The 26,801-nt window shown below is 59.5% G+C and carries 23 protein-coding genes and 1 riboswitch; of the genes, 17 read left to right on the top strand and 6 right to left on the bottom strand.

Annotated features, from left to right (window positions below; all coding sequences use genetic code 11):
- The 11 genes from waaC (at position 1) to T3A99_RS10525 (ending at position 11,704) form a co-directional block, all read left to right on the top strand.
- Complete coding sequence (gene waaC, locus T3A99_RS10575) at positions 1-1,059, top strand: lipopolysaccharide heptosyltransferase I (protein ID WP_047225909.1); 1,059 nt, start codon at positions 1-3, stop codon at positions 1,057-1,059.
- Positions 1,059-2,183, top strand: coding sequence for a glycosyltransferase family 4 protein (locus tag T3A99_RS10570; RefSeq protein ID WP_139048600.1), 1,125 nt, complete (start codon positions 1,059-1,061; stop codon positions 2,181-2,183). The genes waaC and T3A99_RS10570 overlap by 1 nt, the downstream gene beginning before the upstream one ends.
- Positions 2,180-2,986 (top strand): lipopolysaccharide core heptose(I) kinase RfaP, encoded by an 807-nt coding sequence (gene rfaP, locus T3A99_RS10565; RefSeq protein WP_322834280.1) that lies wholly within the window; start codon positions 2,180-2,182, stop codon positions 2,984-2,986. The genes T3A99_RS10570 and rfaP overlap by 4 nt, the downstream gene beginning before the upstream one ends.
- Positions 2,986-3,720, top strand: coding sequence for a lipopolysaccharide kinase InaA family protein (locus tag T3A99_RS10560; protein WP_322834279.1), 735 nt, complete (start codon positions 2,986-2,988; stop codon positions 3,718-3,720). Before rfaP ends, T3A99_RS10560 begins: the two co-directional genes overlap by 1 nt.
- Positions 3,717-4,469 (top strand): lipopolysaccharide kinase InaA family protein, encoded by a 753-nt coding sequence (locus tag T3A99_RS10555; protein ID WP_047225905.1) that lies wholly within the window; start codon positions 3,717-3,719, stop codon positions 4,467-4,469. The genes T3A99_RS10560 and T3A99_RS10555 overlap by 4 nt, the downstream gene beginning before the upstream one ends.
- Positions 4,469-5,908: a lipopolysaccharide kinase InaA family protein gene (locus tag T3A99_RS10550; protein ID WP_322834278.1), complete on the top strand. Its 1,440-nt coding sequence runs from the start codon at positions 4,469-4,471 to the stop codon at positions 5,906-5,908. Before T3A99_RS10555 ends, T3A99_RS10550 begins: the two co-directional genes overlap by 1 nt.
- A 252-nt stretch (positions 5,909-6,160) precedes the next feature.
- A complete protein-coding gene (locus T3A99_RS10545) occupies positions 6,161-7,909 on the top strand; it encodes a carbamoyltransferase (RefSeq protein WP_092222386.1) in 1,749 nt (582 codons plus the stop codon).
- Positions 7,902-8,801 (top strand): glycosyltransferase family 2 protein, encoded by a 900-nt coding sequence (locus T3A99_RS10540; RefSeq protein WP_274090516.1) that lies wholly within the window; start codon positions 7,902-7,904, stop codon positions 8,799-8,801. The genes T3A99_RS10545 and T3A99_RS10540 overlap by 8 nt, the downstream gene beginning before the upstream one ends.
- Positions 8,802-9,764, top strand: coding sequence for a glycosyltransferase family protein (locus T3A99_RS10535; protein ID WP_274090517.1), 963 nt, complete (start codon positions 8,802-8,804; stop codon positions 9,762-9,764). It begins immediately after the preceding gene.
- Positions 9,742-10,917 carry a hypothetical protein gene (locus tag T3A99_RS10530; protein ID WP_274090518.1) on the top strand — a complete coding sequence of 392 codons (1,176 nt, stop codon included), beginning with the start codon at positions 9,742-9,744 and terminating at the stop codon, positions 10,915-10,917. The genes T3A99_RS10535 and T3A99_RS10530 overlap by 23 nt, the downstream gene beginning before the upstream one ends.
- Positions 10,907-11,704, top strand: coding sequence for a polysaccharide pyruvyl transferase family protein (locus T3A99_RS10525; RefSeq protein ID WP_274090519.1), 798 nt, complete (start codon positions 10,907-10,909; stop codon positions 11,702-11,704). Before T3A99_RS10530 ends, T3A99_RS10525 begins: the two co-directional genes overlap by 11 nt.
- Positions 11,705-12,229: 525 nt before the next feature.
- Here the strand turns inward: T3A99_RS10525 and T3A99_RS10520 are convergent.
- A complete protein-coding gene (locus T3A99_RS10520; protein WP_274090520.1) occupies positions 12,230-12,841 on the bottom strand; it encodes a lipopolysaccharide kinase InaA family protein in 612 nt (203 codons plus the stop codon).
- A gap of 35 nt (positions 12,842-12,876) precedes the next feature.
- Between T3A99_RS10520 and msbA the strand changes: the two genes are divergently transcribed.
- The 3 genes from msbA (at position 12,877) to hldE (ending at position 16,827) form a co-directional block, all read left to right on the top strand.
- Positions 12,877-14,667 (top strand): lipid A export permease/ATP-binding protein MsbA, encoded by a 1,791-nt coding sequence (gene msbA / locus T3A99_RS10515; protein ID WP_274090521.1) that lies wholly within the window; start codon positions 12,877-12,879, stop codon positions 14,665-14,667.
- Between the two features lie 42 nt (positions 14,668-14,709).
- Positions 14,710-15,306: an adenylyl-sulfate kinase gene (cysC, locus tag T3A99_RS10510; RefSeq protein WP_274090522.1), complete on the top strand. Its 597-nt coding sequence runs from the start codon at positions 14,710-14,712 to the stop codon at positions 15,304-15,306.
- A gap of 99 nt (positions 15,307-15,405) precedes the next feature.
- On the top strand, positions 15,406-16,827 hold the full coding sequence (hldE, locus tag T3A99_RS10505; RefSeq protein ID WP_047225895.1) for a bifunctional D-glycero-beta-D-manno-heptose-7-phosphate kinase/D-glycero-beta-D-manno-heptose 1-phosphate adenylyltransferase HldE: 1,422 nt from the start codon (positions 15,406-15,408) through the stop codon (positions 16,825-16,827).
- Between the two features lie 152 nt (positions 16,828-16,979).
- Here hldE and T3A99_RS10500 read toward each other — a convergent pair whose 3' ends face one another.
- The 4 genes from T3A99_RS10500 to T3A99_RS10485 all read right to left on the bottom strand — a co-directional run bounded on the left by T3A99_RS10500 (position 16,980) and on the right by T3A99_RS10485 (position 20,502).
- Complete coding sequence (locus T3A99_RS10500) at positions 16,980-17,945, bottom strand: hypothetical protein (protein WP_047225894.1); 966 nt, start codon at positions 17,943-17,945, stop codon at positions 16,980-16,982.
- A gap of 34 nt (positions 17,946-17,979) precedes the next feature.
- Entirely contained in the window at positions 17,980-18,792 is an 813-nt protein-coding gene (locus T3A99_RS10495) for an aldo/keto reductase (protein ID WP_274090523.1), read from the bottom strand.
- Positions 18,789-19,964: an NAD(P)/FAD-dependent oxidoreductase gene (locus T3A99_RS10490; protein WP_274090524.1), complete on the bottom strand. Its 1,176-nt coding sequence runs from the start codon at positions 19,962-19,964 to the stop codon at positions 18,789-18,791. The genes T3A99_RS10495 and T3A99_RS10490 overlap by 4 nt, the downstream gene beginning before the upstream one ends.
- Positions 19,965-20,169: 205 nt before the next feature.
- Entirely contained in the window at positions 20,170-20,502 is a 333-nt protein-coding gene (locus T3A99_RS10485; protein WP_047225891.1) for a DMT family transporter, read from the bottom strand.
- Between the two features lie 104 nt (positions 20,503-20,606).
- On the opposite strand from T3A99_RS10485, the gene T3A99_RS10480 reads away from it, so the two are divergent.
- Together T3A99_RS10480 and waaA are read left to right on the top strand one after the other, a co-directional pair.
- The gene (locus tag T3A99_RS10480; RefSeq protein WP_047225890.1) at positions 20,607-21,497 is read left to right on the top strand and encodes a LysR family transcriptional regulator; all 891 of its coding nucleotides are present in this window, start codon (positions 20,607-20,609) and stop codon (positions 21,495-21,497) included.
- Positions 21,498-21,519: 22 nt separating this feature from the next.
- On the top strand, positions 21,520-22,794 hold the full coding sequence (waaA, locus tag T3A99_RS10475; RefSeq protein WP_322834277.1) for a lipid IV(A) 3-deoxy-D-manno-octulosonic acid transferase: 1,275 nt from the start codon (positions 21,520-21,522) through the stop codon (positions 22,792-22,794).
- 124 nt (positions 22,795-22,918) lie between these two features.
- On the opposite strand, the gene T3A99_RS10470 is transcribed toward waaA, so the two are convergent.
- The gene (locus tag T3A99_RS10470; protein WP_322834276.1) at positions 22,919-24,358 is read right to left on the bottom strand and encodes a TolC family outer membrane protein; all 1,440 of its coding nucleotides are present in this window, start codon (positions 24,356-24,358) and stop codon (positions 22,919-22,921) included.
- A 154-nt stretch (positions 24,359-24,512) separates the two neighbouring features.
- Positions 24,513-24,618, top strand: a riboswitch (TPP riboswitch).
- A 175-nt stretch (positions 24,619-24,793) separates the two neighbouring features.
- Between T3A99_RS10470 and thiC the strand changes: the two genes are divergently transcribed.
- Positions 24,794-26,683 (top strand): phosphomethylpyrimidine synthase ThiC, encoded by a 1,890-nt coding sequence (gene thiC / locus T3A99_RS10465; protein ID WP_047225887.1) that lies wholly within the window; start codon positions 24,794-24,796, stop codon positions 26,681-26,683.
- Positions 26,684-26,801 lie beyond the last annotated feature (118 nt).

The following is a 26,801-nucleotide window of genomic DNA, read 5'->3' as shown; positions in this document are numbered from 1 at the left end:
TTGCGGGTATTGCTGATCAAGACCTCTTCGCTGGGGGATGTGGTTCACACCCTGCCAGCGCTGACCGACGCGGCGCGGGCGATTCCCGGCATCAGGTTCGACTGGGTGGTGGAAGAAGGCTTTGCCGAAATTCCTACCTGGCATCCGGCGGTGGATACAGTCATTCCGGTGGCGATTCGTCGCTGGCGCAAGAACCTCTGGCAAACCATCAAAAGCGGCGAGTGGCGACGTTTCAAGCAAAGCGTGCGTGCCAAGAAGTACGATCTGGTGATCGACGCCCAAGGCCTGCTGAAAAGCGCCTGGCTGACCCGCTACGTCAAGGCCCCGGTGGCAGGCCTGGATAAAGAATCGGCCCGCGAACCCCTTGCAGCGCGCTTCTATTCCCGTCGCCTGGGCGTGGCTCGCGGTCAGCATGCGGTAGAGCGCGTGCGCCAGTTGTTTGCTGTGGCACTGGGTTATGACCTGCCCAAAACCATGGGCAGCTACGGCCTGAATGTCGATCGCCTGGTTGAATTGCCGCGCAGTTACCCTTACGTGGTGTTCCTGCACGGCACGACTTGGGAATCCAAGCACTGGCCTGAGCTCTACTGGCGTCAACTTGTTGAGCGCATGGGGCAGTTCGGCGTCGTGGTGAAGCTGCCATGGGGCAGCCCGCTGGAGAAAGCCCGGGCCGAGCGGATTGCCAATGGCCTGCGCAACGCCCTGGTATTGCCAAAGCTGAATCTGGGTGGGATGGGCAAGGTGTTGGCCGGCGCACAGGCCTGTGTGGCCGTGGACACCGGCCTTGGCCATCTGGCCGCGGCCCTGGATGTGCCGACCATTTCATTGCTCGGCCCCACCAACCCGGTGCTGACCGGTGCCTATGGCAAGGGGCAGATTCACCTCGCCAGTGATTTCCCTTGCGCGCCCTGCATGCAGAAACAATGCACTTATCCGCCGACCGCCGAAGATGCCCGTCGGTTTGACCTGAAACGCGAGCAGCCTCTGTGCTTCACGCGTCTGAATCCCGAGCGTGTTGCCAGCCACTTGAGCACGTTATTGGCTGAGGAGCCGCGCTGATGCAATTGGCTTTTGTCCTTTATAAATACTTCCCTTTCGGCGGCCTGCAGCGTGACTTCATGCGCATCGCCCTGGAATGCCAGCGGCGTGGTCACCAGATCCGCGTCTACACGCTGATCTGGGAAGGTGACGTCCCGCCGGGCTTCGAAGTGCTCGTGGCGCCGGTCAAGGCGCTGTTCAACCACCGTCGCAATGAAAAACTCAGTGCGTGGATGGAAAATGACCTGGCCAAGCGTCCGGTCGACCGTTTGATCGGCTTCAACAAAATGCCCGGCCTGGACGTGTATTACGCCGCTGACGGCTGCTTTGAAGACAAGGCGCAGAACCTGCGCAATTCGCTGTACCGGCGTTGGGGGCGTTACCGCCACTTTTCCGAGTACGAGCGAGCGGTATTCGCCAAGGATGCCAAGACCGAAATACTGATGATTTCCGAAGTGCAACAGCCTTTGTTCATCAAGCACTACGACACGCCGCTGGAGCGCTTTCACCTGCTGCCACCGGGCATCGCCCAGGATCGTCGCCGGCCCGCCGACGCCGATGAGGTTCGCGCCGCGTTTCGTGCTGAATTCGATCTGGCCGATGATGACCTGCTGCTGGTGCAGATCGGTTCCGGGTTCAAGACCAAGGGCGTGGATCGCAGCCTCAAGGCCCTGGCCGCGCTACCTTCGCAGCTTAAAAAACGCACCCGCCTGTTTGTAATCGGCCAGGACGACCCCAAAGTATTCCAATTGCAGAGCGCCGCGTTGGGGCTTGGTGACAACGTACGCTTCCTCAAGGGCCGCAGCGACATTCCGCGTTTCCTGCTGGGCGCCGACCTGTTGATCCACCCGGCGTACAACGAGAACACCGGCACCGTACTGCTTGAAGCGCTGGTGGCCGGCTTGCCGGTGCTGGTCAGTGCGGTGTGTGGATACGCCCATTACATCGCCGAGGCCGACAGTGGCCTGGTCTTGGACGAGCCGTTCGAACAGGCGCAGCTCACCGAGTACCTGGGGCGGATGTTGGGTGACGCCGACGCACGCGCGGCCTGGAGCCGCAACGGTCTGGCCTTCGCCGAGACGGCCGACCTCTACAGCATGCCGCAGCACGCGGCCGATGTGATATTGGCGGAGCACGCACAATGAAATTGATGCTGGCCGAACCGTTCAAGAGCCTTTGGGCCGGACGCGATGCGTTCGCCGAAGTCGAGGCGCTCAAGGGCGAGGTCTATCGCGAACTGGAAGCCCGGCGCACCTTGCGCACGGAGGTGGATGGTCGTGGCTTTTTCGTGAAAATCCACCGTGGCATCGGTTGGCGCGAGATCTTCAAGAACCTGCTGACCGCCAAGTTGCCGGTACTGGGTGCGGGACAGGAATGGAAAGCCATCCAGCGCTTGCAGCAGGTCGGTGTGCCGACCATGACCGCCGTCGCCTATGGCGAGAAAGGCAGCAACCCGGCCGACCAGCATTCGTTCATCGTCACCGAAGAACTGGCGCCGACCGTCAGTCTCGAAGATATCAGCATGGACTGGGTCAAGCAGCCGCCACAGCCGAAGCTCAAGCGAGCCCTGATCGCCGAAGTGGCGCGCATGACCGGCATGATGCATCGGGCCGGGGTCAACCATCGCGACTGCTACATCTGCCACTTTCTGCTGCACACCGATAAGCCCGTGACCGCCACGGATTTCAAACTTTCTGTGATTGACCTGCACCGTGCGCAGATCCGCCCGGCCATCCCCCTTCGTTGGCGCAACAAGGACCTGGCGGCGCTGTATTTCTCTGCACTGGACATCGGTCTGACCCGGCGTGACAAGTTGCGCTTCCTCAAGGGCTATTTCCAGCAGCCGCTACGGCGGATCCTGGCCGAAGAAGCTTCGCTGCTGACCTGGCTCGAAGGCAAAGCCAACCGGCTTTATGCGCGCAAGCTGCGGTACGGGGGCGCGCTCTGATGTCGGGTTGGGTACTGGAGCCTTCCTACGCTGAGCTGGCAGAGGATTTCGGCAGTCTTGATGCAGTGTTCGCCCTCGAGGGCGAGCGTCTGACGCGGGACCCGCTGTCCGAGGTGATTCGGGTACAGCGCAGCGGCGTGAATTACTATGTCAAACGCTACACCGGGGCCGGCAAGGGGCTGCGGCGATACTTGGGTAAGCCGCGGGTCAAGTCCGAATGGCAGAACCTCAAGCGCTTCGCCAAGTGGGGCATCCCCACTGCCGAAGTCGTGGCCTGGGGGCTGGAGCGACGTGGCGCAGCCTATGACCGTGGCGCGATGATCACGCGCGAGCTGCCGGGCACCGAAGACCTCTCGGCATTGGCAAGGCGTCACGATCCAAGGCTGGCCAATCGTGCCTGGGTCGACGGGGTGAGTCGGCAACTGGCCGGCTATACCCGGACCATGCACGAAAATCGCTTCACCCATAACGACCTGAAATGGCGCAACTTGCTGGTCGACGAGCAGTCACGGCTGTTTTTTATCGATTGCCCCAACGGCGATTTCTGGCGCGGCTTCTGGCTCAACTATCGCATCACCAAGGACCTGGCGTGCCTGGACAAGGTGGCCAAGTATCATTTGTCGGCCACTCAGCGCCTGCGTTTTTACCTGCAGTATCGCCAGCGTAACCGGCTCGATGCGTGTGACAAGAAGCGCATCCGTCACGTAGTGAGATTTTTCGAGGGGCGTGAATGACTGATTTTCTGGCGACTGAAGACCAGTCATTGTTGCAACGCCACGGCCTGGATAGCTTCGAAGCCCTTTGGGACCTGCAATTGGATGCGGTGGATGAACCCAACACCGCGGGCGGCGGTTGGAGCAGTGTCTTCCGGCTGGAACTGGAAGGGCGGGGTTATTACCTCAAGCGCCAGAGTAATTACCTCACCAGGACGTGGTCCCACCCCTTCGGCGAGCCCAGCTTTTCCCGGGAGTTTCGCAACATCAGCCGTTACCGCCAACTGGGGATTCCGGCCCTGCAAGCGGTGTTCTATGGTCAGCGCAACGTGGGCGGGGAGGTGCGGGCGATTCTGCTGACGCGTGCCCTGGACGGTTGGGATGACCTGGATTCATTGCTGCAACGCTGGTCCAGCCTGGCGGCGACGCAACGCGCCACCGTCCTGCAGGCTTGCGGGCAGTTGGCGCGACGCCTGCACGGCATGCGCCAGGTCCATGGTTGCTTCTACCCCAAGCACATTTTTCTGCAAGCCACCGCCAGTGGTTATCAGGCGCAGTTGATCGACCTCGAAAAGACCCGGCCGCTATTGTTCGGTCAGCGGGATCGAATCAAGGACCTGGAGCCCTTGCTGCGTCGCGCGCGAGCCTGGAGTGACGACGATGTGCGCCAGATGCTCTGCACCTACCTGGAGCAACCGCTCAAGAGTGCACTGGTTGACCGCTGGATGACCCGTCTGACCGCCCGGCGCAGCCATAAGGAGGCTCGTTGATGCATTTATCCGAATTGAAGAACGCCGGCCGCAGCCCCGGCCTGCCTTTGAGCCTGGAGCTGGCGGACGCCGCCGGCCCGGCGCAATTGCAGCTGCTTTCCCTGTTGCGTGTGTTGCCGGGACAGCGCTACGTCGGTGCTGGCGTCTGGCGCGGTCGTCCGGTGTTGGCCAAGTTGCTGGTCGGCAGTAAAGCGGGCAGGCACTTTCACCGCGAACTGCAAGGCGTGCGGCTGCTGGCCGAGCAGGGGCTGACTACGCCGCTGTTGCTGGCCGATGGCCTGAAAGAAGGCGAGGGTGGCTGGCTGCTGTTCGAATTGCTCGAGGGGGCCGAAAGCCTCGGGGACGCCTGGAAACAGGTCGAGGGCCTGCCATTGCTCGCCGACGAACAAACGGCGGTACTGGCCGAGGCGTTGGGAGCGATTGCACAACTGCACAGTAAAGGCCTGTGGCAGGAAGATCTGCACCTGGACAATCTGTTGCGTCACGGCGGCAAACTCTATTTGATCGACGGCGGCGGCATCCGCGCCGAAACCCCGGGCCAGCCATTGTCGCGCAACAAAGTGCTCGAAAACCTGGGGGTATTTTTCGCCCAGTTGCCCAAATCCCTCGAGCCTTTCAACGAAGAGTTGTTGGTGCATTACCTGCTGGGCAACGCCGAGCACGCATTGCCCATGGAGGCGTTGCAAAAACAGATCGACAAGGTATACGCCTGGCGCCTGAATGACTTTCTGGAAAAAGTCGGGCGTGAGTGCAGTCTGTTCAGCGTGCAGCGTGGTCCGTTCGGTTTGCGGGCGATTCGTCGTGATGAAGAGGCGGTCATGGCGCCGGTACTGGAGCAGGCTGATGCCTTGCTTGACCAAGGCCACTTATACAAGACCGGTGGGTCGGCGAGCGTTGGTAAAGTCGATGTGAACGGGCGCTCCGTGTTGATCAAGCGCTACAACATCAAAAACTTCGCCCACTGGCTCAAGCGTTTCTGGCGTCCGAGCCGCGCCTGGCATGCCTGGCGCGAAGGTCATCGCCTGACGTTCCTCGGTATCGCCACGCCCAAGCCGCTGGCGCTGCTGGAAAAGCGTTTTCTGTGGCTGCGCCGCGGCGCCTACTTGGTGACCGAGCACCTGCCTGGGCCTGACATCATCAAGCGCCTGGCCCCTTATGTCGAAAGCGGCGCCGCTCCCGAGCCTGAGTTGCTGGCGCTGGACCGGTTGTTCGCCGGCCTGATCCGCGAGCGTATCAGTCACGGCGACTTCAAGGGCCACAACCTGCTCTGGCAGGACGATCGCTGGGCGCTGATCGACCTGGACTCCATGTGCCAGCACCGCAGTCTCTCCAGCTTCACCCCAGCCTATGCCAGGGATCGTGCGCGGTTCATGCGCAACTGGCCGCAAGACAGTGCGTTGTATCAAGTGATTGATCAGCGGTTGCCCAAAAGTTTTTGAAGGGTGCCCCGATAGCTGCTTCGGCACGTCCCCTGTGTAGGAACTGCCGAAGGCTGCGATCTTTGTTTTATTCTTTGAGGTTCAAGGGAAAGATCAAAATCAAAAGATCGCAGCCTTTGGCAGCTCCTACGAGGCTTGCCAACGCTTTTAAGCTATAATCGCGCCCTTTAGCTGCCCCGCGCCCCGGCGTGTGGCACATCTTTTTTCGAGGCGCTTGTCGCCCGCATACAGACATTAAGAGGCTAGACCCCTGTGGCATTGACGATTCTTGGCCTGTCCGGCGCCCTTAGCCATGATCCCTCCGCAGCGCTGTACATCGACGGCAAGCTGATCGCGGCGGCGGAGGAAGAGCGCTTCGTACGCGATAAACATGCAAAGAACCGCATGCCCTACGAGTCGGCGAAGTTCTGTCTGGAACAGGCTGGCATCAAGCCGTCCGACGTCGACGTGGTGGCAATCCCGTTCGCTCCGATCAGCCTGTTCGGCGAAGCGCGCTGGCATTACGCCAAGCGTTACTGGTACGCCCCGGATCGCGCCCTCGATGCGATCCTGATGGGCAACCGTCGCTACAAGCGCTATCGCCGCAAGATTGTCTGGTGCCTGGAGCAGCTGGGTTTTGATCCGAAAAAGATCAAGATCGAGCCGGTCGAGCACCATCTGGCCCACGCCTCCAGTGCCTACCATTGCTCGGGCTTCCAGGAGAAAACCGCGATCCTGGGCATCGACGGCAAGGGCGAATACGCCACGACCTTCTTCGGCTACGGCGAAAACGGCAAGATCCACAAAATCAAGGAATTCTTCGACCCGGACTCCCTCGGCGGCCTGTATGGCGCGATCACCGAGTTCCTGGGGTTCGAGATGCTTGACGGTGAATTCAAGGTCATGGGCATGGCGCCTTACGGCGATGCCAGCAAGTACGACTTCTCGCGCCTGGCCTCGTTTGAAAACGGCGAACTGGTGATCAATACCGACTACGCCAACGTGATCGGCCTGCGTCGCTATAAAGAGAAGGGCAAGGGCTTCTACTTCTCGCCGAAGCTGATCGAATGGCTCGGCCCGAAACGTGAAGGCGACATCGCCGACGAGCCGTACATCCACTACGCGGCCAGCATGCAGGCGCTGTTCGAAAAGCTCGCGCTGCAGATGATTGACCACTATCTGGGCGACGTGCTCAAGGAAACCGGCAAGCTGGCGTTCGCCGGTGGCTGTGCGTTGAACGTCAAGCTGAACCAGAAAATCATCGCCCGTGACGACGTCAAGGAACTGTTCGTGCAACCGGCTTCCGGCGACGCCGGCACCGCCGTGGGGGCGGCAGCTTATGTGTCCCACGCCCGTGGCGTGCCGGTGGAGAAGATGGAACACGTCTACCTCGGCCCGGCCTACAGCAACGAAGACGTCATCGCCGCCTGCGCCCGCCATCCGAGCAAGCCTGCGTGGCGCAAGATCGACAACACCCCTGAGCGCATCGCCAAGATCATGGTCGACGGCAACCCGGTGGCCTGGTTCCAGGGGCGCATGGAGTTTGGCCCGCGTGCCTTGGGCGGTCGCTCGATCATCGGTTGCCCGAGCGCCAGCGGCGTGGCCGATCGCATCAACGAACAGATCAAGTTCCGCGAGCGCTGGAGGCCTTTCTGCCCGTCGATGCTCGACACGGTCGCACCGCAGATGATCAAGGTCGATCACCCCGCGCCGTTCATGACGTTCACCTTCGAAGTGGCTGAAGAGTGGAAAACCCGCGTGCCGGAAGTCGTCCATGAGGACGGCACATCCCGGGCCCAGGTACTCAAGCGTGAATACAACCCACGCTATTACGACATGATGAAGGCCCTGGAAGTACTGACCGGCAACGGCGTGTCCCTGAACACCTCACTCAACCGCCGTGGCGAACCGATGATCTGCTCGCCTACGGACGCTCTGAACATGTTCTTTGGCTCTGACCTGCAATACCTGATCATGGAGGATATTCTGGTGGTCAAAGACGGCGTGGATGCATATGACTGAAGTGCTGATCAGCGTCGTCATTCCTGCCTACAACTATGCCAAAACCTTGCCTAGGGCGCTGGATTCGATTTTGGTTCAGTGGGCCGATGATATTGAGCTGATTGTCATCAATGATGGATCGCGGGATAACACTCGTGAGGTGCTGGACGACTACCAGGTTCGGTATGCAGATTGTCTGCAAGTCGTGCACCAAGACAATGCTGGGGTCGCGGCTGCACGCAACCGGGGCATTGGGATGGCGCGCGGTGTATATGTCTTGTTGCTCGATGCGGATGATGAGTTGACTGTCGACGCGTTGAGCATTTTGCGTAATGTAATTGTGCGGTCGCCGCATGTTGGCATGATCCTCGGGGCCTACTTTTCCGTTTACCCAAATGGCAAGGAGCGGCTGCGCTTTCCGACACCCGTTTCAGGCAGTGTGCGCAAGCGCGCTGAGGACTATCTGCTACGCAAGAAAATATCGGTTTCTCATTGTTGTTCGTTGTTTCGAAGGGATCTGTTGTTAGAGCGTCCATATCCTGAAGAGCTTCGCTCGGGGGAAGATATACCTGTGTTTCTGCACCTATTGCTGCGAGCCGAGGTGGTATGTGTTGACGAGCCCCTCGCTCGTATCCACAAACACGCGACAAGCTTGCGCCACAGTAGGACAGATGACTCTGTGACGCAGATTGTCACGCGAGAAGTCGCCAGCGTTCTGCCTGCTGAGTGTCAATCGATGTTGGCCGATTATGAGTCTCAACGCTATTTATCAAGATTTCGAACGGCTTTGCGGCAAGGCGATCGAGTAAATGCACGGCACCTGTATTGGCGAGCAGTAAAATTGAGCAGGCGACAGGCGTTGCAATGGCGATACCTACGTAAGGTATTAAAGCTTGGCTTTTGGGTCGGTTGAATGAAAATTCTGGTACTTTCCAGCTGGCCCCGTGAACCAGACAATCGCTTGTTGTGGGAGGGGCTGGCCCAGCATGCCGATGTCGAGGTTCGATATGTCGACAAGGCGCAACAGAGGAAGCTGGGAGCGCTATTGGACTCCCTGGACTTCGCGTTGTACGACCGGGTCGTGCTGGATCTGCTGTTTCGTTACGTGCATCGGCATGTCAGGCGCCTAAGTCGTATTCCGGGTCTGACATTCTATGAAGAGGATGCTTGTCAGGAATTCATGCCGACGTCGCGCTGGCGTGGCAAATTTTCTGCGTTTTATCGTAGGTTGCCTCACGCCAGGATGATTTTTACGGGCTACCAAGTCTCCCGGCAGTTCCACGAAATGGGTGTAGATGCAAAATTCCTTGTTAAAGGTTATGACCGTTCGCACTTGTATGTAATGGATGAACCACGCGATATCGAGCTAGGGTTCATTGGGCGTCTCGGCAGTAATGCCTATAAACAACGTCGTGAATTTCTGACAAGTATCGAGTCGACCTGTGGCTTGCGGCTCATGCGGACGGAACCGGGGGCTGCTTATTGCGAGGCGCTTAACCGGATTCGTTTTTTTGTGAGCGCCGATATTGGATTTGGCGAATACATGGCCAAAAACTTTGAAGCGATGGCATGTGGTTGCTTGCTATTTGCTTATCGTCAGGGAGGAGGAGAGGAAGAGGCAATCGGTCTTGAGGATGGCGTAAATGTGTTGTTATTTGATGATCAGCAGACTTTTCTAAAACGCTTGGAGCAAGCGCGTAACGATGTTCAGTGGGCTGCGGATATAGCTGCCCGAGGGACAAAGTTTGCTCGCGAATATCTGAGCTACTACAATCAGTCTGACAAACTCTATCAAATACTCTCCGATCCCATGACGCGATCGCTCAAACAAAATTATTTTAAGAGGGTGATACGTGCCATCATCGGTCAGCACTAAAAGGTTGTCTATCTGGTTGTTGTGTTTGCTTTTTGTCTTTGTGGGCTCGTTTTTCTTTATTGATGTTGCAAAGACGCGAAACAATATATTTTATGCCGGTTTTGCGCTTCCTGTATTGATCTGGACGCTGGCGTCCTGGCGTTCAGCCCTGCAGATGCGCAGCCAGTCTCTCTTGTTGCTGTTGGTTTTTTTTGCGGCTATGGCGACGGTCGATATCATATTCCTGCGCGAGAATATGTATTCTGAACTGAAACATAGTATCTATTTGTTGATGTTTTTTATTGGTTTGCAATTGATCGTTGATCAGCCTCGTTACGAGGGCTATTGGATCAAGGCGTGGGGTTGTTTCGCGCTCTTATGTCTGCTTTACGCGACAGGGAAGTGGCTCTGGGTCTATCAGCAAACAGGGCAGTTGGTGCGGCTGCAGATGGCGGCAGCTGCCAGTAATCCTGTGCATGCAGCGCTTATGATCAGTTCGGGGATCTCGGCTTTCTGGCTTTTCGTGATAGAGCCTCGGCTGCAGCGATTCACGCATTTGGTGCTGGGCGGTTTGCTCATCGCAGGGTTGCAAGTTTGGGTGGCGCTAATCTTTGATGCGCGCTCCGCCTTGAGTGGTACGATTCTGTTTTTGACGGGGTGGGCGTTGTTCCGTGAACGCGGGGCCAGGCTATTGCTTGGCTTGGCTGTCGTGGTGGGACTTACACTTTATTTGACGGGACTGCTGGATCTGTTCATGTCCCGTGGCGCGAGTTATCGCCTGGTCATTTGGCAAGATGTGTTGCAAAGATTGGTCCACCATTGCGGTGTGGCGTTCGGCTGCGGCAAGGACGATTATCGGTTCCTTGGTGAGTTCTTCCACCCTCATAGTGGCTATCTTTCAGTACTTTATCGTTATGGTGCGTTCGTCGCTGTGATCGGTGCTCTGTGGATTGCCAGCTATTGGTATTGGGGTGTCCGGATGAAGAGTCGCTGGTTCTTGGTTTCGTTGATTGGTTGGGGCGGGTTGGTTACCACTGGGGCGGGCCTGTTGAGTTCACCTCAACCTTTCTGGCTATATTTTTGGATGCCTACGATGCTTTCGATGATTGAGGTCCGGCGTTTGCACCGGATAAACACCAATCCAGCATTGAAGGAACCCACGTATGGTAATTAAATTATATTGGCATCGGGGAGCAGGTCGTTCAGATCCTCGCCGTCAGAATTTCGGAGACTATCTTTCGCCTCTCATAGTGGAGGCTATCTCAAAAAAACGGGTTGAGTATGCGCCGCTTTCTCATGCCGACATGATGTCAATCGGAACAATTCTGGCTAATGAACCCAAGGCGAAACGCTTTGGGTTCAAGCGCCGCTTGCATATATGGGGATCAGGCTGCGGGAGGGAGCATGAGTCATTTTCTTCTCGCCATTATTATCATGCAGTACGAGGCCAGGAAACCCGAGCCAGAGTCGAAGATGGCAGGGCGTTCGACGCTGCGCTGGGAGATCCCGGTTTATTGTCCCCTTGGCTGATCGATCGCCCGGAGAAAAAGTGGCGTGTGGGTTTCGTCCCCCACTATGTTGACCAGCAATTGCCTGAGGCGCAGATGTTTATACAGGCCAACCCGGATGTGAAATTCATCAACGTTTTTGAGCATCCTCTTGATGTGCTCCGGGAAATAGCAAGTTGTGAATTTATCGTTTCCTCAAGCCTTCATGGCTTGATAGTCGCTGATGCCTTTGGTGTCCCTAATATCAGGGCTAGGCTATCGCATGGTTTGATCGATGAGTTGAAGTTTACCGATTATTATTCGGCGTTCGGGATTTTGCCGCCCGAGTTGCTAGAGGAAGGCCAGCTTTCCTCTGTATGGGGGAAGTTAGAAGCATTGCATCAGGCTCATAGCAGGCCTGGGCTTGAGGCGCTTCAGCTTGAGCTGGAGCAGAGTTTTCCGGCTGTTATTTGACCGTTGGAAGATAAAGAAAGGAAATCATTAACCATTGAGTACTCAGGTGCGTCGTTTAAGTGCTGGGCAAACTTGGGCGCCGACATACAATCGTTGGCGGCTAGAAAGTTATTGCTTTACGTTAACGGCGGCGTATTGAGGTTTTGGCTCGAACGGACAATACCGGCGTCTTGCCCATGAATGGTTATTTCATGGGGGCGTGTGAGATGCCCCGCCTCCAGCGGCTGAGCCAAGTGTATGACGTTGACACTACCACGCAATGGGAAAGTACTTATGGTTGGCCTGAGCAAAGGAGGCGAGAGCGCTGTCCCATGTGCCACAAAAATTCACAGCGCAATGCCGTGTACTGCCATGGGATTCCGATCGTATTCGGCAATCGCCTGCGCAGCAAACAAAATGACTGGGCACCAATATCCAAGGATGTCGAGGCCGAGAAACTAGTAATCAAGGCCTGATGCCGTGAGGCTTTCGGGGCGGGCTGCTCAGCGTTATAAGGCGAGAAACCGGGTGGCTGCCTGATACTTTTCAAGAGGACTGTGCGGCGATTCGGTAATACCGTATCAGCTCCTCCCATGGGAAGTCGCTGATTTTGCTGCGAGCCAAATAACGGCGAAGATGATGAAAGTTACGCTGTACCAAGCGAGCGCCCAGTGGGGGGCGCTTGAAGCGAGTATCAAGAAAGTCTATCAGGCCGAAGCAATGCTCTCGGACCAGCAATATGTTGCCCAGGTGCAGCGAGCGAAAATAGATCCCTTGTTGATGCAATGTGAAAATATAAGCGGCCAGTTGGGGCAGTAGCTCGTCGAATCGTCTGCGCTCATGCAAAAAAATCTTGTCCAGAGCACTTCCTTCCAGGGGGCTGTAAAGACAGCCGCTGACGCCTGCGGAGCGGTCTATCCAGAAATAATCCTTAACACATGGAGTACTGACTCCTCGTTCGCGCAGGCGCTCCTCGCATCGTGCAAAACGTCGCGCATCCGGCGTCAGGCGTACCAGCAGCGGGTGGCGGCGACTGCGAAATATCTTGAGAATGTCTCCGTTATCGAGTTTCAGTACCTTGGCGCCGCGGCTGTCTTTTTCTAAAACCTCGCCACCGCTTAGCCAATCTTGTAATTGGTTCGCTGTTACAATCCGCATCTTGTCTCTCTTTTCAAACATACGAGGCGCGTCGAATGGCCAGTTCCGACCAGCAATCGAGCATGAAGATTTACCTGCGGTTGCTGAAATACGTGCTCCCTTATTGGGGAGCTTTTGCCATCAGTATCATCGGCTTTGTGCTGTTCGCATCCAGTCAACCGATGCTGGCGGACATGCTCAAGCACTTCCTCGACGCTTTGCAAAAACCCAGCGACACCCAGTTTATGGGGATTTCACTGGTGCTCGGCGTGCCATTGTTGATTGTACTCATTGCGATCTACCAAGGCATAGGCTCATTTCTAGGTAACTACTACTTGGCCAAGGTCGCCCGTGGCGTTGTTCATGACCTGCGTTGTGCTCTGTTCGACAACCTGCTGACCCTGCCTAACCGCTATTTTGACAACCATAACTCGGGTCACCTGATTTCTCGTATTACCTACAACGTGACCATGGTCACCGGTGCCGCCACCGATGCGATCAAAGTGGTGATCCGCGAAGGACTGACCGTCGTATTCCTCTTCGGATACCTGCTTTATAGCAACTGGAAAATGACCCTCGTCTTGCTGGCGATCCTCCCCTTCATCGCGTTGATGGTCAGTAGCGCAAGCAAGAAATTTCGCAAGCAGAGCAAGAAAATCCAGGTGGCGATGGGCGATGTGACCCATGTGGCTTCGGAGACGATCCAGGGCTACCGTGTCGTTCGCAGTTTTGGCGGTGAAACCTACGAAATCGAACGGTTCCACAGAGCCAGTGCTGACAATATGAACCGAAGCCTGGGCATGACCCGCACTCAGTCGATCTATACGCCGATGCTACAACTGGTGATTTATATTGGTATGGCCATACTGATGTACTTGGTGCTTTATCTTCGCGGCGATGCTTCAGCCGGTGAACTGGTCGCCTACATCACTGCTGCGGGTTTGCTGCCCAAGCCGATTCGTCAACTGTCGGAAGTCAGCGCCACGATCCAGAAAGGATTGGCTGCAGCGGACAGTATTTTCGAGCAACTCGACGAAGAGCCGGAAGTGGATACGGGGACTCAGGAAATCGCTCGCGTAAACGGTCGCCTGGAGGTGCGCAACCTGAGCTTCCAGTACCCAGGCACCGAAAAACTCGTGCTTGACGACATTTCCTTTACCGCCGAAGAAGGGCAAATGATCGCTCTGGTAGGGCGTTCAGGCAGTGGCAAGTCGACCTTGGCCAACCTGATTCCGCGCTTTTATCATCATGACAAGGGTCAGATCCTGCTCGACGGTTTGGACGTAGAGCAATACAAGTTGACTAACCTGCGTCGTCACATCGCCCTGGTGACTCAACAGGTCACCCTGTTCAACGATAGCGTTTCCAACAACATCGCCTACGGTGACCTGGCAGGCGCCCCGTTCGAGGACGTGCGCAAGGCTGCCGAAGACGCCTACGCGGCCGAATTCATTGAGCAAATGCCTCAGGGTTACGACACCTTGGTGGGCGAAAACGGTGTTCTGCTTTCCGGCGGTCAGCGCCAGCGCCTGGCGATCGCTCGGGCCCTGCTCAAGAACGCTCCCCTGTTGATTTTGGATGAGGCCACTTCGGCCCTCGACACCGAGTCTGAGCGCCACATCCAGGGAGCTCTGGACCAAGTGATGAAGGGACGCACCACCCTAGTGATCGCCCATCGCTTGTCTACCATCGAGAAGGCTGACTTGATCCTGCTGATGGACAAGGGGCGTATTGTCGAGCGAGGTACTCATTCAGAGTTGTTGGCACTGAACGGTTTATACGCCCGCTTGCATGAGAAGGATTTCATCGATGGCACCGACGACGTGACGAAAGGTACCTTCGCCTGATTTCGGTTTTGCGCGATTCCAATATTCGCGAGAGGCTCGGCTATGGATGGAACGGTAAAGGTCTCGCTACAACAGCCGCATGGGCTCTCGATTTCTCCCGAGGCCCGGGCGGCGATCAAATGCCAGCAACCGCGATGCATATGGTTGACCGGACTTTCCGGGGCGGGAAAGTCGACACTGGCCAATGCGCTGGAAGTACGGCTTCACGGCAGTGGTCTTCATACCTGTCTGCTTGATGGCGACAACTTGCGCCGAGGTTTGTGCAGCGACCTGGGCATGACGTCTGAAGCCCGCAAGGAAAACGTCCGGCGTATCGCCGAAGTGGCACGGTTGATGGTCGACGCCGGACTGATTGTCATCGTTGCGGCCATTTCGCCATTTCGCGCCGACCGCGAAGCGGCACGCAAGTTGTTTCCCGAGGGTGCTTTCCTTGAAGTCTATGTCAGCACGTCTTTCGAGGTTTGTGCCCTGCGTGACCCCAAGGGGCTTTATCGGGAAGCGCGGGCCGGACGGTTGAAAAATTTCACCGGTCTCGACAGCCCGTACGAAGCCCCCCTGGAGCCCGATTGCGATATCGACACGGGCGAGCTAGCGCTGAGCGAGGCCTGCGAGCGGTTGTGGGCATTGCTGCAGCGCTGACTCCAGAACTGCTGTCGCATCCGCTTACAGCCATGCAAGAGCCTTCCTCAACCCTGTGCTAATATCGCGGCCCTGTTCATTTTGTATGTGGGATGCTCCATGAAGTTGTCCATGCCGCGATTCGATCAAGCCCCTGTATTGGTGGTCGGCGATGTCATGCTCGACCGCTATTGGCATGGCGGTACCTCACGGATTTCCCCTGAGGCGCCGGTTCCGGTGGTCAAGGTCGAACACATCGAGGACCGTCCCGGTGGTGCCGCCAACGTTGCCTTGAACATCGCCGCCCTTGGTGCGCCGGCCTCTCTGGTGGGGGTGACCGGTGACGACGAAGCCGCCGACAGCCTGACCAATAGCCTCAATGGCGCCGGCGTGCGGGCGATTTTCCAGCGCGTTGCGCACCAGCCGACCATCGTCAAGCTGCGGGTCATGAGCCGTCACCAGCAACTGTTGCGGATCGATTTCGAAGAACCGTTCGCCACCGATCCCCTGGCCCTCGGGGCGGAGGTCGATAACCTGCTCGAAGGCGTCAAGGTGCTGGTGTTGTCGGACTACGGCAAAGGTGCGTTGAAAAACCATCAGGCGCTGATCCAGGCTGCTCGTGCCCGTGGCATTCCGGTACTGGCTGACCCCAAGGGCAAGGATTTCTCGATCTACCGCGGCGCGAGCGTGATCACGCCGAATCTCAGCGAATTCGAAACCATCGTCGGCGGTTGCGCCGATGAGCACGAACTGGTGAGCAAAGGCGCACAGCTGATGCAAGACCTCGACCTCGGCGCTTTGCTGGTGACCCGTGGCGAACATGGCATGACCCTGTTGCGTCCCGATCATCCGGCGTTGCACCTGCCGGCTCGTGCCCGTGAAGTGTTCGACGTGACCGGTGCCGGCGATACCGTGATTTCCACCCTGGCCGCAGCCATCGCCGCCGGCGAGGAACTGCCCCATGCGGTGGCCCTGGCGAACCTGGCGGCGGGCATTGTCGTCGGCAAGCTCGGTACTGCCGCCATCAGCGCCCCGGAGCTACGCCGCGCGATCCAGCGCGAAGAAGGCTCCGAGCGGGGTGTGCTGGGCCTGGAGCAATTGCTGCTGGCCGTCGACGACGCCCGTGCCCACAACGAGACAATCGTTTTCACCAACGGCTGCTTCGACATCCTGCATGCTGGCCACGTGACCTATCTCGAGCAAGCTAGGGCCCAGGGCGATCGCCTGATCGTCGCGGTCAACGACGATGCATCCGTGAGTCGTCTCAAAGGGCCGGGGCGGCCGATCAACAGCGTCGACCGGCGCATGGCGGTCCTGGCTGGTCTTGGCGCGGTGGATTGGGTGATCAGCTTCAGCGAAGGCACGCCGGAAAACCTGCTGCGCGAGGTCAAGCCGGATGTGCTGGTCAAGGGCGGTGACTACGGGATCGATCAGGTCGTGGGAGCGGACATTGTCGCGGCCTACGGCGGCACTGTGAAGGTGTTGGGGCTGGTGGAAAACAGCTCGACGACGGCGATTGTGGAAAAGATCCGCAATCACTGAGCCTTTGCTGATGACAATGTGTCAGGCAAGGCGCCAACCTGTGGGAGCGAGCCTGCTCGCGATAGCGATGTGTCAGCCAAATCGAGGCTGACGGGTCCAACGCCATCGCGAGCAGGCTCGCTCCCGCAGGGCCCATCACCAACTCGATGACGTTAACGAGCCACCTTGCGCGGCACGATCTTCTTGAGCAATTGCCGGGCCTTGCCCCTCAGCCGGGTCAGCCCCGACTCCTTGCCCGGTGGCGTCAGCCCTTGCTGGTGCAGCCAATCCTTCCAGCGAATCCGCTCGTCTCGTACCAGCCAGCCGTCCTGCCTGGCAAAACTCTCCGCCAGGTACAGCCCGCGGGTGCTGGCCGGGTACAGTTGATCCTTCTTCAAGGTGTACAGCTCGGGCAAGGGTTGGCCGTCCTGTAGCGGCATCAGGTAAAGATCAGGTCGCTTGCGGTCCAGGCGCGCCACCAGTTGGTCTCCCTCCAGGCGCTCATCCACATGAAACAGGCTCAGGGACTTGGCTTCCTTGGGCACATCCAGGCGCAAATCGTAAATCAGTTGCAGCGAGGCCGTCGGCAGGTGCACGTAGGCGCGTGGTCGCTCGATCAGTTGCAGGTTGGCGCTGCGCACTGGGCGGGCCGAACCGGACAGCGGCGTCAGGCGAAACGGCAAGGCTTCACGATAATGCAGGGCGGTGGCGTAGGGTGCGGGCAACCAGGTGTCATTGAAGCGTCCGCCAAGCCAGCCCTCGGGGGTTTCCAGAAGGCATTCTTCGGCAATTTCACTGATGGCGGTGAGCAGCGGCAGGTTCAGTTCATGGGCCGGGACATAACCGGAAATCAACTTGAGCACCACGTCGCCGCGGTCCTGTCGACGCTGGCGCACCAGCACCCAATAGTCGCGGTTCTGCCAGTGCAGGGTCAGGCGCACCGAGACACCGAGGTTTGCCAGTTCCAGGGAAAAACGCTCGGGGTCGTCCACCGTCACCGGACGGCGCCGCTGCAGGGTTTGGGAAAAATTCAATGGCATCCCGACGCTCTGGTAAGTCAGGCCTTCGGGTGTCGCTTCGACGAACAGGGGCAGGGTCTTGAAGTTGCTGGGGTTTTTTCTGATGAGCGTGCGCGGCATGTCGGCTCCTTCCTTAAGGCCGCGCAGGGCGGCGTCAGTTTTTACGTAGGACCTTGGCTACGGTCGCGACGTTATGGGCGAGGTGCAGCGGATTGATGGTGCCGACAATAGCACTGGCGACACCGGGATGTTCAAACAACAGTTCGAAGCTGGCCCGGACCGGGTCCTCACCCGGGTTCAGGCAGACGTGACCGCTGGCCAAGGCTTTCTTCACCAGAATGGCCTTGCCATGCAAGGCTGCGTAGTCAATGACAGTCTTCTCGTTTCGTTCGTTCAGATTGTAGGTCACCATAGCGCAATCGCCTTGCTCCAGGGCTTTCAAACCGCCCTCGACGGTTTTGCCGGAAAAACCGTAGCCACCGATCTTGCCCTCGCGCTTGAGCGCCGCCAGGGTCGGGTAGACCTCGCTGTCGTTGAGGATCGCCAGGTCGTTGCCGTCGGAGTGCACCAGCACCATGTCGATGTAGTCCGTTTCCAGGCGCTTTAGGCTGCGTTCCACCGAGAGTCGGGTGTGGGCGGCACTGAAATCGTGGTGCGACTGGCCGTCACTGAACTCTTCACCGACCTTGCTGACAATCACCCAATCCTGACGCTGGCCGCGCAACAACGGGCCCAGGCGTTCTTCGCTGCGGCCATAGGCCGGCGCGGTGTCGATCAGGTTGATGCCCAGGTCACGCGCCAGTTTGAGCAGCATGCGCGCTTCGTCGTCATCGGGAATCTGGAAACCGTTGGGGTATTTGACCCCCTGGTCGCGGCCGAGCTTGACGGTCCCCAGGCCCAGGGGTGAAACCCGCGGGCCGTTATTGCCCAGCGGGCGATGCAAGTCGTGCAGGGTCGGTTGGCTCATGGCAGCAGTTGCTCCCAGGCCGGGATGCCCATGGGCGGTTTCGGCAGGTCCGGCAATGGCGCCGGATGGCTGGGGGCGATGCCATCGCGTTGCAGTGTGGCGATCACTCGATCGGCAAAGTCCGGGGCCAGGGCCAGTTTGGTCGGCCAGCCCACCAGCAGGCGATCCTGTTCGGCGAGAAAGGCGTTGTCCGGGCGGGTCAGGCCCGATTGCAGCGGTTCGGCGCGGTCGACCCGCAGCGTGGCCCATTGTGCGGCGCTGAGGTCGACCCAGGGCAGCAGTTGGCCAAGTTCTTTCTGGGCGGTAGCAATCTGCGCGGCGGGCTCGCGGGCCACGCCGTCGGCTTCGGCAATGTCGCCGCCCAGGTACCAGACCCATTGGCCATCGGCGGCCGGGTGGGTGGTCACGGTGATGCGCGGCTTCGGCCCGCCCCCCAGGCAGTGGGCGTACAGCGGCTTGAGGCTCGGTCCCTTGACCAGCACCATGTGCAACGGCCGACGCTGCATGGCCGGTTGCTCCAGGCCCAGGGCACTGAGCAGATCGGCGGTGCCGGCCCCGGCGCTGAGGACGATACGCTGGGCGCGGATCTCGCGGCCATCAACCTTGAGGCCGATCAGTTCGTCGCCGTCGCGCAACGGCTCGATATCTTTGCCGGCCAGCAAACCATCGCCGGCCAGATCTGCCAGCCGTGCAAGCAGGCTGGGGACGTCCACCACCAACTCGGCCAGGCGATAGACCTTGCCCTTGAAGCGCTTGTCTTGCAGGGCCGGCGGCAGTTGCTCGCCCTTGACCTGATCGACCCGCCCACGCACGGCCTTGCTGGCGAAGAAGCTGGTGAGGTTGCCGGCCAGGGTGCCGGGAGACCAGAGGTAGTGAGCTTCGGACAGCAGGCGCACGCCGGACAGATCCAGTTCGCCCTCGCCAGCCAGGGCTTCGCGCCAGCGGCGTGGCATGTCGGCGATGGCTTCCGAGGCGCCGGTGAGGGCACCGTGCAACGCGTACTTGGCGCCACCATGGATGATGCCCTGGGATTTGATGCTCTGCCCGCCGCCGAGGCTGGCGCTTTCCACCAACACAGTCGAAAAGCCCTGGCGGCGCAGGCGCGCATTCAGCCAGAGGCCGGCGACTCCGGCGCCGACAATCAGAACGTCGGTGGAAATAACGGATGGCATGCAGCGACCTCAGTGTTCAAGACGAGGGCGCAGTATACAGACTCGATGGATGGAGTTTTCGCCGCTCAACCTGTAGGAGCAACGCTTGCTCGCGATACCGGCGCCTCGGTTCCAGAGAGACCGCGTCATTTTATCGCGGGCAAGCCTTGCTCCCACAGATTTCTCCTTTCCACACATGTGCTATTAGCCCCATTAATCCATGTTTTCAGTGCCCGGCAGTCTTGGAAAACAGCTGGATCACCACCACCCCCAGTACAATCAACGCCATCCCCAGCATCGCCGGCACGTCCAGCTTCTGCCCGTAGATGAACAGCGCCGCCACGCTGACCATGACGATCCCCATCCCGGCCCAGACCGCATACGCCACGCCCACCGGAACGGTGCGCACCACCAGGGTCAGCATCCAGAATGCGATGCCGTAGCCGGCGATCACCAGCAGCAGAGGCAGGGGGGTGCTCAAGCCTTTGATCGCTTTCATCGACACGGTGGCGATCACTTCGGCGCAGATGGCGATGGCCAGGTAGTAGTAAGCGTTCATAGGCGAAAATCCTCTTGAAGGGTGCGTCTTTCTGTGTGGACATTTTAGGGCGCTGTTAGATGGGGTAAAGTCATTACCTATCTGTATACGAGATAGGTCGGGTCATGAGTGTTCTGTGGAATCTGGAGCAACTGCGGCTGTTTGTCGGTGTCGCCGAGAAACGTTCGTTTTCCGCCGTGGCGCGGGACCAGCGCAAGGCTCAATCGGCCATTAGCAGCGCGATTGCGTTGTTGGAAACCGATCTGGGCGTGACGCTGTTCGAGCGCAGCAGTGGCCGCCAGCCGAAGCTCACCGAAGCCGGCGAGGCCTTGTTGGAAGAGGCGCGGGAAGTGCTGCGCCAGTGTGAGCGTCTCAATGGCCGAGCCCTGGCCCTGATGCGCGGTCAGGAGGCGATGTTGCGTCTGGCTCAGGATGAGGCGATGCCCTATCAGCCGGTCATCGACAGCCTGGCGGCCCTGGCCGAGCGGTTCCCGACCCTCGAGGTACAACTGGCCAGCGCCGCGCAGGGCGATGTGGCGCGCAAACTGGTGGAGCGCCGCGCTGATCTGGGGCTGCTGTTTTATCACGACCAGATCCCCGAAGCGCTGGAGCGCCGGGTGCTGGGCAGCGTCGAGATGGTCACGGTCTGTGGCAGGGGGCATCCACTGGCGAGCCATGATTACGTGACCTGCCTGGAAATGGCCCGGCATCGGCAATTGCTCATGGCGACCCAGTCCAGTGTCTACCCTGGGAGTGAACAGGCCAGCCCGCAGGTCTGGCGCGCCGACAGTTTCTACGTCTTGGCCGAATGGCTGAGAAGCGGCCTGGGCTGGGCGTGGCTGCCACGGCATGTGGTGCAGTACCCGGCGTACCTGGGGGATATGGTCGAGCTCAACAGTGAGTGGACCCCGCCGGCCCTGGTGGTGGAACTGGTCTGGCGCCGCGACGAGCCTTTGGGCCCGGCCGCGCGCTGGCTGGCGGAACGTTTTGCCGTGCAGTTGCAGGCGATCGGCTGAAAACCCGATAAACTCCGCCGCCATGAACAGAACTCTCTATAGCGCATTGTTTTATCTGGGGCTGCCACTGGTAGCGATTCGGCTCTGGTTGCGGGCACGCAAGGCGCCGGCCTACGCCCGGCGCATCGGCGAGCGTTTTTCCTGGGGGTTGCCGGTGATGGTGCCGGGAGGCATCTGGGTCCACGCCGTGTCGGTGGGCGAGAGCATTGCCGCCGCGCCGATGATCCGCGCCTTGCTGCAACGTTATCCACAGTTGCCGATCACGGTCACCTGCATGACGCCCACCGGTTCCGAGCGCATCCAGGCGTTGTTCGCCAACGAGCCGCGCATCCAGCATTGCTATTTGCCCTACGACTTGCCCTGCGCGGCCAACCGTTTCCTCGATCGGGTTCGGCCGGTGCTCGCGGTGATCATGGAAACCGAATTGTGGCCCAACCACATTCATCAATGTGCCAGGCGCGGCATTCCTGTTGCCTTGGCCAACGCACGACTGTCGGAGCGTTCTGCGCGCGGTTATGCACGTTTGCCCAAACTCACCCGGCCAATGCTCGCCGAGATGAGCCTGTTCGCTGTCCAGACCGAAGCCGAGGCCGAGCGCTTGCGCCAGTTGGGTGCCCGGGCGCAAACCGTCGAGGTCACCGGTTCGATCAAGTTCGACCTGACCATCGATCCGCAACTGCTGGAAAGCGCCAGCGCCTTGCGCCACGAGTGGCAAGCGACAGAGCGCCCGGTGTGGATCGCCGCCAGTACCCATGAAGGCGAAGATGAGGTGGTGCTGGCCGCCCACCGTCGGTTGCTCGCCAGTTATCCCGATGCGCTGCTGATCCTGGTGCCGCGCCATCCCGAGCGTTTCGATTCAGTGCATCAATTGTGTGAGAACGAAGGTTTCGCCACGGTGCGGCGTTCCAGCGCACAGCCTGTCACTGCCCAGACCACGGTGCTGTTGGGCGATACCATGGGCGAGCTGTTGTTTCTCTACGCGCTGGCCGACAGCGCGTTTGTCGGCGGCAGCCTGGTACCCAACGGCGGGCATAACCTGCTGGAACCGGCGGCACTGGCCAAGCCGGTGCTCAGCGGGCCGCACCTGTTCAACTTCCTCGAAATCGCCGCGCAACTGCGGGCTGCCGGGGCGCTGGCGGAAGTCGAAGATGCCGAGAGTCTGGCCCTGGCGATACAACGCCTGTTCGAACTGCCCCGCGATGCCCAGCGCATGGCCGAGGCGGGGCTTGCGGTGATGCGCACCAATCAGGGCGCGTTGCAGCGGTTACTGGAGGGGTTGGGGCGGTTGATCGACTGAGTATCTGTGGGAGCAACGCTTGCTCGCGATGCAAGCGCCCCAGTTCCAGGGCGATCGAGTTGTATTCATCGCGGGCAAGCCTTGCTCCCACAGGAGGTCGCTGGCAGGGCTTCCCTCCGAGGGGTTACTGCGCCGGCCGCGAGCGCAGTTGCTCCGCCGCAGCCTGTGCCAGATCCGGCGGTAGAAAGTCCTTGTCCGGGTTGTAGTCGGGTTTGAGATAGCGCGATAGGTCCTGTAGATCCGACGGGCTCAACGTACCCGCTGCCTGCTTGAGCCGCAGATTGTCGAGGATGTAGTCGTAGCGGGCGTTGTTGTAGTTGCGCACCGAGGTGTACAGCTGACGCTGGGCATCGAGTACATCGACGATGTTGCGCGTGCCCACCTGGTAACCGATCTCCGTGGCTTCCACTGCGCTCTGGTTGGAGATGATGGACTGGCGGCGGGCCTGGACCTGTTCCACATCGGTATTCACCGCCCGGTGCAGGTTGCGGGTGTTCTCCACCACCTGCCGGCGCAGGGACTCGCGCTGCTGTTCGGTCTGAGTCAGTTGCGAATAGGATTCGCGCACCTGAGAGCTGGTCAGCCCGCCGCTGTAGATCGGGATGCTCAATTGCAGGCCGATGGTGCGTTGCTCGGCATCGCCACCATAACGCTGGCCGGTAGGGCTGGGGTTGGTAAAACCGAGGCCATCGTTGTCGCCTTTTTTGTATTGGGCAATCGCATCGAGGGTCGGGGCATGCCCGGACTTGCGCTGACGCAGGGTGTCCTCGGCGGCCGTGACGGCGTAGTTGCTGGCCATCAGATTGAGGTTCTGCTTGGCGGCCGTATCGACCCAGGCCTTGGCGTCGTTCGGTGCCGGCGGCAGGATCGGCAGCGTGTGGACGATGCCCTGGAGCGAGTTGTACTGACGGTTGGTCAGGGTGATCAAGGCTTCGAAGGCGTCGTCGACCTGCCGCTGGGCCAGGATCCGGTTGGCTCGCGCGGTGTCGTAGCTGGCCTGGGATTGCAGAACGTCGGTCTTGTCCGACAGGCCTACGTCGAAGCGCTCGTTGGACTGGTCGAGCTGACGCTTGAACGCCGCTTCCTCGGCCTTGGTCGAGGCCAGGTTGTCCTGGCTGCGCAGCACGTTGAAATAGCTCTCGGCGCTTTGCAGGATCATGTTCTGTTCAGTGGCCGAGAGTTGCAGCGACGCTTGTTCGTTGACCGACTTCGCCGCCTGGAACTGAAACCAGCGATCGGCACGGAAAATCGGCTGGGACAGCGTGGCCTGGTAGACCGTACCGCTACGGGAGGCGGTCATGGCGGGCTCGTCGAGCTCGGTACGGGTGTTGTTCAGGTCGGCACCGGCCGACAGGTTGGGTAACAACCCGGCGCGCGCCTGGGGCACCACTTCTTTCTGGGCGCCATACTGGGCGCGGGCGGCGGCCAGGTCGGCGTTGTTGTCCACCGCTTCCTGATACACGCTCACCAGATCGGTTTTGGTGGTCAAGGGCGCTTCGGCAGCCCAGGCCATTCCATTGGACGCACAAGACACGGCAAGGGCCAGTGAGAGTTTGCGCAGCATGAGGCGTTCCCTACTTCTCAAATGATTGCGCACAAGAGGCGCGGCGTAGCGAGTGTAGTTGCGCGCACGCACGGCAACAATCCTGTATATGCGCCATTCATCACGCCTTTTGCCGTCGCGATGGCGTTCTGCGGTGGTTATGTCTAGACTGGCCGGGTTCTTGTCGGGGTGCCTTGCTATGAGGCTGAGATCGAATAATTTCGGATCCCGTTGAACCTGATCAGGTTAGCGCCTGCGTAGGGAACAAGATTTCTCGTCACCCGGCGAGTCCTCTTGTGCTTCGTCCGGGATGTTGTTCGACAATCGACTTTCGATCTTCGAGCATCCTCGAGCAGCAAGCACAGCGTCCGCACTCTCGTGCAGGGACGCGTCCATTCGTTACAGGTTCGCTCCGACAAAAATCCACTGCCTGGATGTGTGTCTGGAGAGCCCGTGATGACGACAAAATCAAAAAACGCGACCAACCTCAGTGATTCGGCCAAGGTCGATGAGCAATCGGTTCAGCCCTTTACCCGCTCGCAAAAAATCTATGTCCAGGGCAGCCGCCCGGATATTCGCGTGCCCATGCGCGAAATCAGCCTCGACGTGACCCCCACCGACTTTGGCGGCGAAATCAATGCGCCCGTGGTGGTGTACGACACTTCGGGTCCCTACACCGACCCGAATGTGATCATCGACGTACGCAAAGGCCTGGCCGATGTGCGCTCACCGTGGATCGAAGCCCGTGGCGACACCGAGCGCCTGGCGGGACTGAGCTCCAACTTCGGCCAGGAACGCCTGGCCGATCCCGAGCTGACCAAACTGCGCTTCGCCCATGTGAACAACCCGCGTCGCGCCAAACCCGGCGCCAACGTCAGCCAGATGCACTACGCGCGCAAAGGCATCATCACCGCTGAGATGGAATACGTCGCCATCCGCGAAAACATGAAGCTGGAAGTGGCCCGCGCCGCCGGCCTGCTGGACCAGCAACACGCCGGCCACAGCTTCGGTGCCAGTGTGCCGAAAGTCATCACCCCGGAATTCGTGCGTGACGAAATCGCCCGGGGGCGCGCGATCATCCCGGCCAACATCAACCACACCGAACTGGAACCGATGATCATCGGCCGTAACTTCCTGGTGAAGATCAACGGCAACATCGGCAACAGCGCACTGGGCTCGTCCATCGAAGAAGAAGTGGCGAAGCTGACCTGGGGCATTCGCTGGGGTTCGGACACGGTCATGGACCTGTCCACCGGCAAGCACATCCACGAAACCCGCGAGTGGATCATCCGTAACTCGCCAGTTCCGATCGGCACCGTGCCGATCTATCAGGCCCTGGAAAAAGTCGGCGGCGTGGCCGAAGACCTGACCTGGGAGCTGTTCCGCGACACGTTGATCGAACAGGCCGAGCAGGGCGTCGACTACTTCACCATCCACGCCGGCGTGCTGTTGCGTTATGTGCCGATGACCGCCAAGCGCGTCACCGGCATCGTCAGCCGTGGCGGCTCGATCATGGCCAAGTGGTGCCTGGCGCACCACAAAGAGAACTTTCTCTACACCCACTTCGAAGACATCTGCGAAATCATGAAGGCCTACGACGTCAGCTTCTCGCTGGGCGATGGCCTGCGTCCGGGTTCGATTGCCGACGCCAACGACGAAGCGCAGTTTGGTGAGCTGGAAACCCTCGGCGAGCTGACCAAGATCGCCTGGAAGCATGACGTGCAGTGCATGATCGAAGGCCCGGGCCACGTGCCGATGCAACTGATCAAAGAGAACATGGACAAGCAGTTGGAGTGCTGCGACGAGGCGCCGTTCTACACCCTCGGCCCGCTGACCACCGACATTGCACCGGGCTATGACCACATCACCTCCGGTATCGGTGCGGCGATGATCGGCTGGTTCGGTTGCGCCATGCTCTGCTACGTCACCCCGAAAGAACACTTGGGACTGCCGAACAAGGATGACGTGAAGACCGGGATCATCACCTACAAGATCGCCGCGCATGCTGCCGATCTGGCCAAAGGGCACCCGGGCGCGCAAATCCGCGACAACGCCTTGAGCAAGGCGCGTTTCGAGTTCCGCTGGGAAGACCAGTTCAACCTCGGCCTGGATCCGGACACCGCCCGCTCGTACCACGATGAAACCCTGCCGAAGGATTCGGCCAAGGTCGCGCATTTCTGCTCGATGTGCGGGCCGAAGTTCTGCTCGATGAAAATCACCCAGGAAGTGCGCGAATACGCGGCCAACCAGCGCATTGAAGCGGTGGATGTCGATGTCGCCCAGGGCTTGGCGGAACAGGCTGAGCGGTTCAAGAAGGAAGGTAGTCAGCTGTACAAGAAAGTGTGATTTGAGCTGTGGGGGGCGGTGTTTTCACTGCCCTCATCGCGAGCAAGCTCGCTCCCACAGGGGATCTGCTGTGGACGCAAAGTCTGTGTGCGCCGTTGATCCTCTGTGGGAGCGAGCT

It is taken from the genome of Pseudomonas sp. N-137 (genome assembly GCF_034555295.1).
In the GTDB taxonomy this organism is placed as follows: domain Bacteria; phylum Pseudomonadota; class Gammaproteobacteria; order Pseudomonadales; family Pseudomonadaceae; genus Aquipseudomonas; species Aquipseudomonas rhizophila.
The sequence above is the reverse complement of the archived record's forward strand: the minus strand, read 5'-3'. Positions and strand labels throughout refer to the sequence as shown.

What these genes read in the sequence shown, in the direction of transcription:
- T3A99_RS10570 (WP_139048600.1), top strand. Translation starts at nt 1,059, where the DNA reads ATGCAATTGGCTTTTGTCCTTTATAAATACTTCCCTTTCGGCGGCCTG.
- rfaP (WP_322834280.1), top strand. Translation starts at nt 2,180, where the DNA reads ATGAAATTGATGCTGGCCGAACCGTTCAAGAGCCTTTGGGCCGGACGC.
- T3A99_RS10560 (WP_322834279.1), top strand. Translation starts at nt 2,986, where the DNA reads ATGTCGGGTTGGGTACTGGAGCCTTCCTACGCTGAGCTGGCAGAGGAT.
- T3A99_RS10555 (WP_047225905.1), top strand. Translation starts at nt 3,717, where the DNA reads ATGACTGATTTTCTGGCGACTGAAGACCAGTCATTGTTGCAACGCCAC.
- T3A99_RS10550 (WP_322834278.1), top strand. Translation starts at nt 4,469, where the DNA reads ATGCATTTATCCGAATTGAAGAACGCCGGCCGCAGCCCCGGCCTGCCT.
- T3A99_RS10540 (WP_274090516.1), top strand. Translation starts at nt 7,902, where the DNA reads ATGACTGAAGTGCTGATCAGCGTCGTCATTCCTGCCTACAACTATGCC.
- T3A99_RS10535 (WP_274090517.1), top strand. Translation starts at nt 8,802, where the DNA reads ATGAAAATTCTGGTACTTTCCAGCTGGCCCCGTGAACCAGACAATCGC.
- T3A99_RS10525 (WP_274090519.1), top strand. Translation starts at nt 10,907, where the DNA reads ATGGTAATTAAATTATATTGGCATCGGGGAGCAGGTCGTTCAGATCCT.
- T3A99_RS10520 (WP_274090520.1), bottom strand. Translation starts at nt 12,841, where the DNA reads ATGCGGATTGTAACAGCGAACCAATTACAAGATTGGCTAAGCGGTGGC.
- msbA (WP_274090521.1), top strand. Translation starts at nt 12,877, where the DNA reads ATGGCCAGTTCCGACCAGCAATCGAGCATGAAGATTTACCTGCGGTTG.
- cysC (WP_274090522.1), top strand. Translation starts at nt 14,710, where the DNA reads ATGGATGGAACGGTAAAGGTCTCGCTACAACAGCCGCATGGGCTCTCG.
- hldE (WP_047225895.1), top strand. Translation starts at nt 15,406, where the DNA reads ATGAAGTTGTCCATGCCGCGATTCGATCAAGCCCCTGTATTGGTGGTC.
- T3A99_RS10500 (WP_047225894.1), bottom strand. Translation starts at nt 17,945, where the DNA reads ATGCCGCGCACGCTCATCAGAAAAAACCCCAGCAACTTCAAGACCCTG.
- T3A99_RS10495 (WP_274090523.1), bottom strand. Translation starts at nt 18,792, where the DNA reads ATGAGCCAACCGACCCTGCACGACTTGCATCGCCCGCTGGGCAATAAC.
- T3A99_RS10490 (WP_274090524.1), bottom strand. Translation starts at nt 19,964, where the DNA reads ATGCCATCCGTTATTTCCACCGACGTTCTGATTGTCGGCGCCGGAGTC.
- T3A99_RS10485 (WP_047225891.1), bottom strand. Translation starts at nt 20,502, where the DNA reads ATGAACGCTTACTACTACCTGGCCATCGCCATCTGCGCCGAAGTGATC.
- T3A99_RS10480 (WP_047225890.1), top strand. Translation starts at nt 20,607, where the DNA reads ATGAGTGTTCTGTGGAATCTGGAGCAACTGCGGCTGTTTGTCGGTGTC.
- waaA (WP_322834277.1), top strand. Translation starts at nt 21,520, where the DNA reads ATGAACAGAACTCTCTATAGCGCATTGTTTTATCTGGGGCTGCCACTG.
- T3A99_RS10470 (WP_322834276.1), bottom strand. Translation starts at nt 24,358, where the DNA reads ATGCTGCGCAAACTCTCACTGGCCCTTGCCGTGTCTTGTGCGTCCAAT.
- thiC (WP_047225887.1), top strand. Translation starts at nt 24,794, where the DNA reads ATGACGACAAAATCAAAAAACGCGACCAACCTCAGTGATTCGGCCAAG.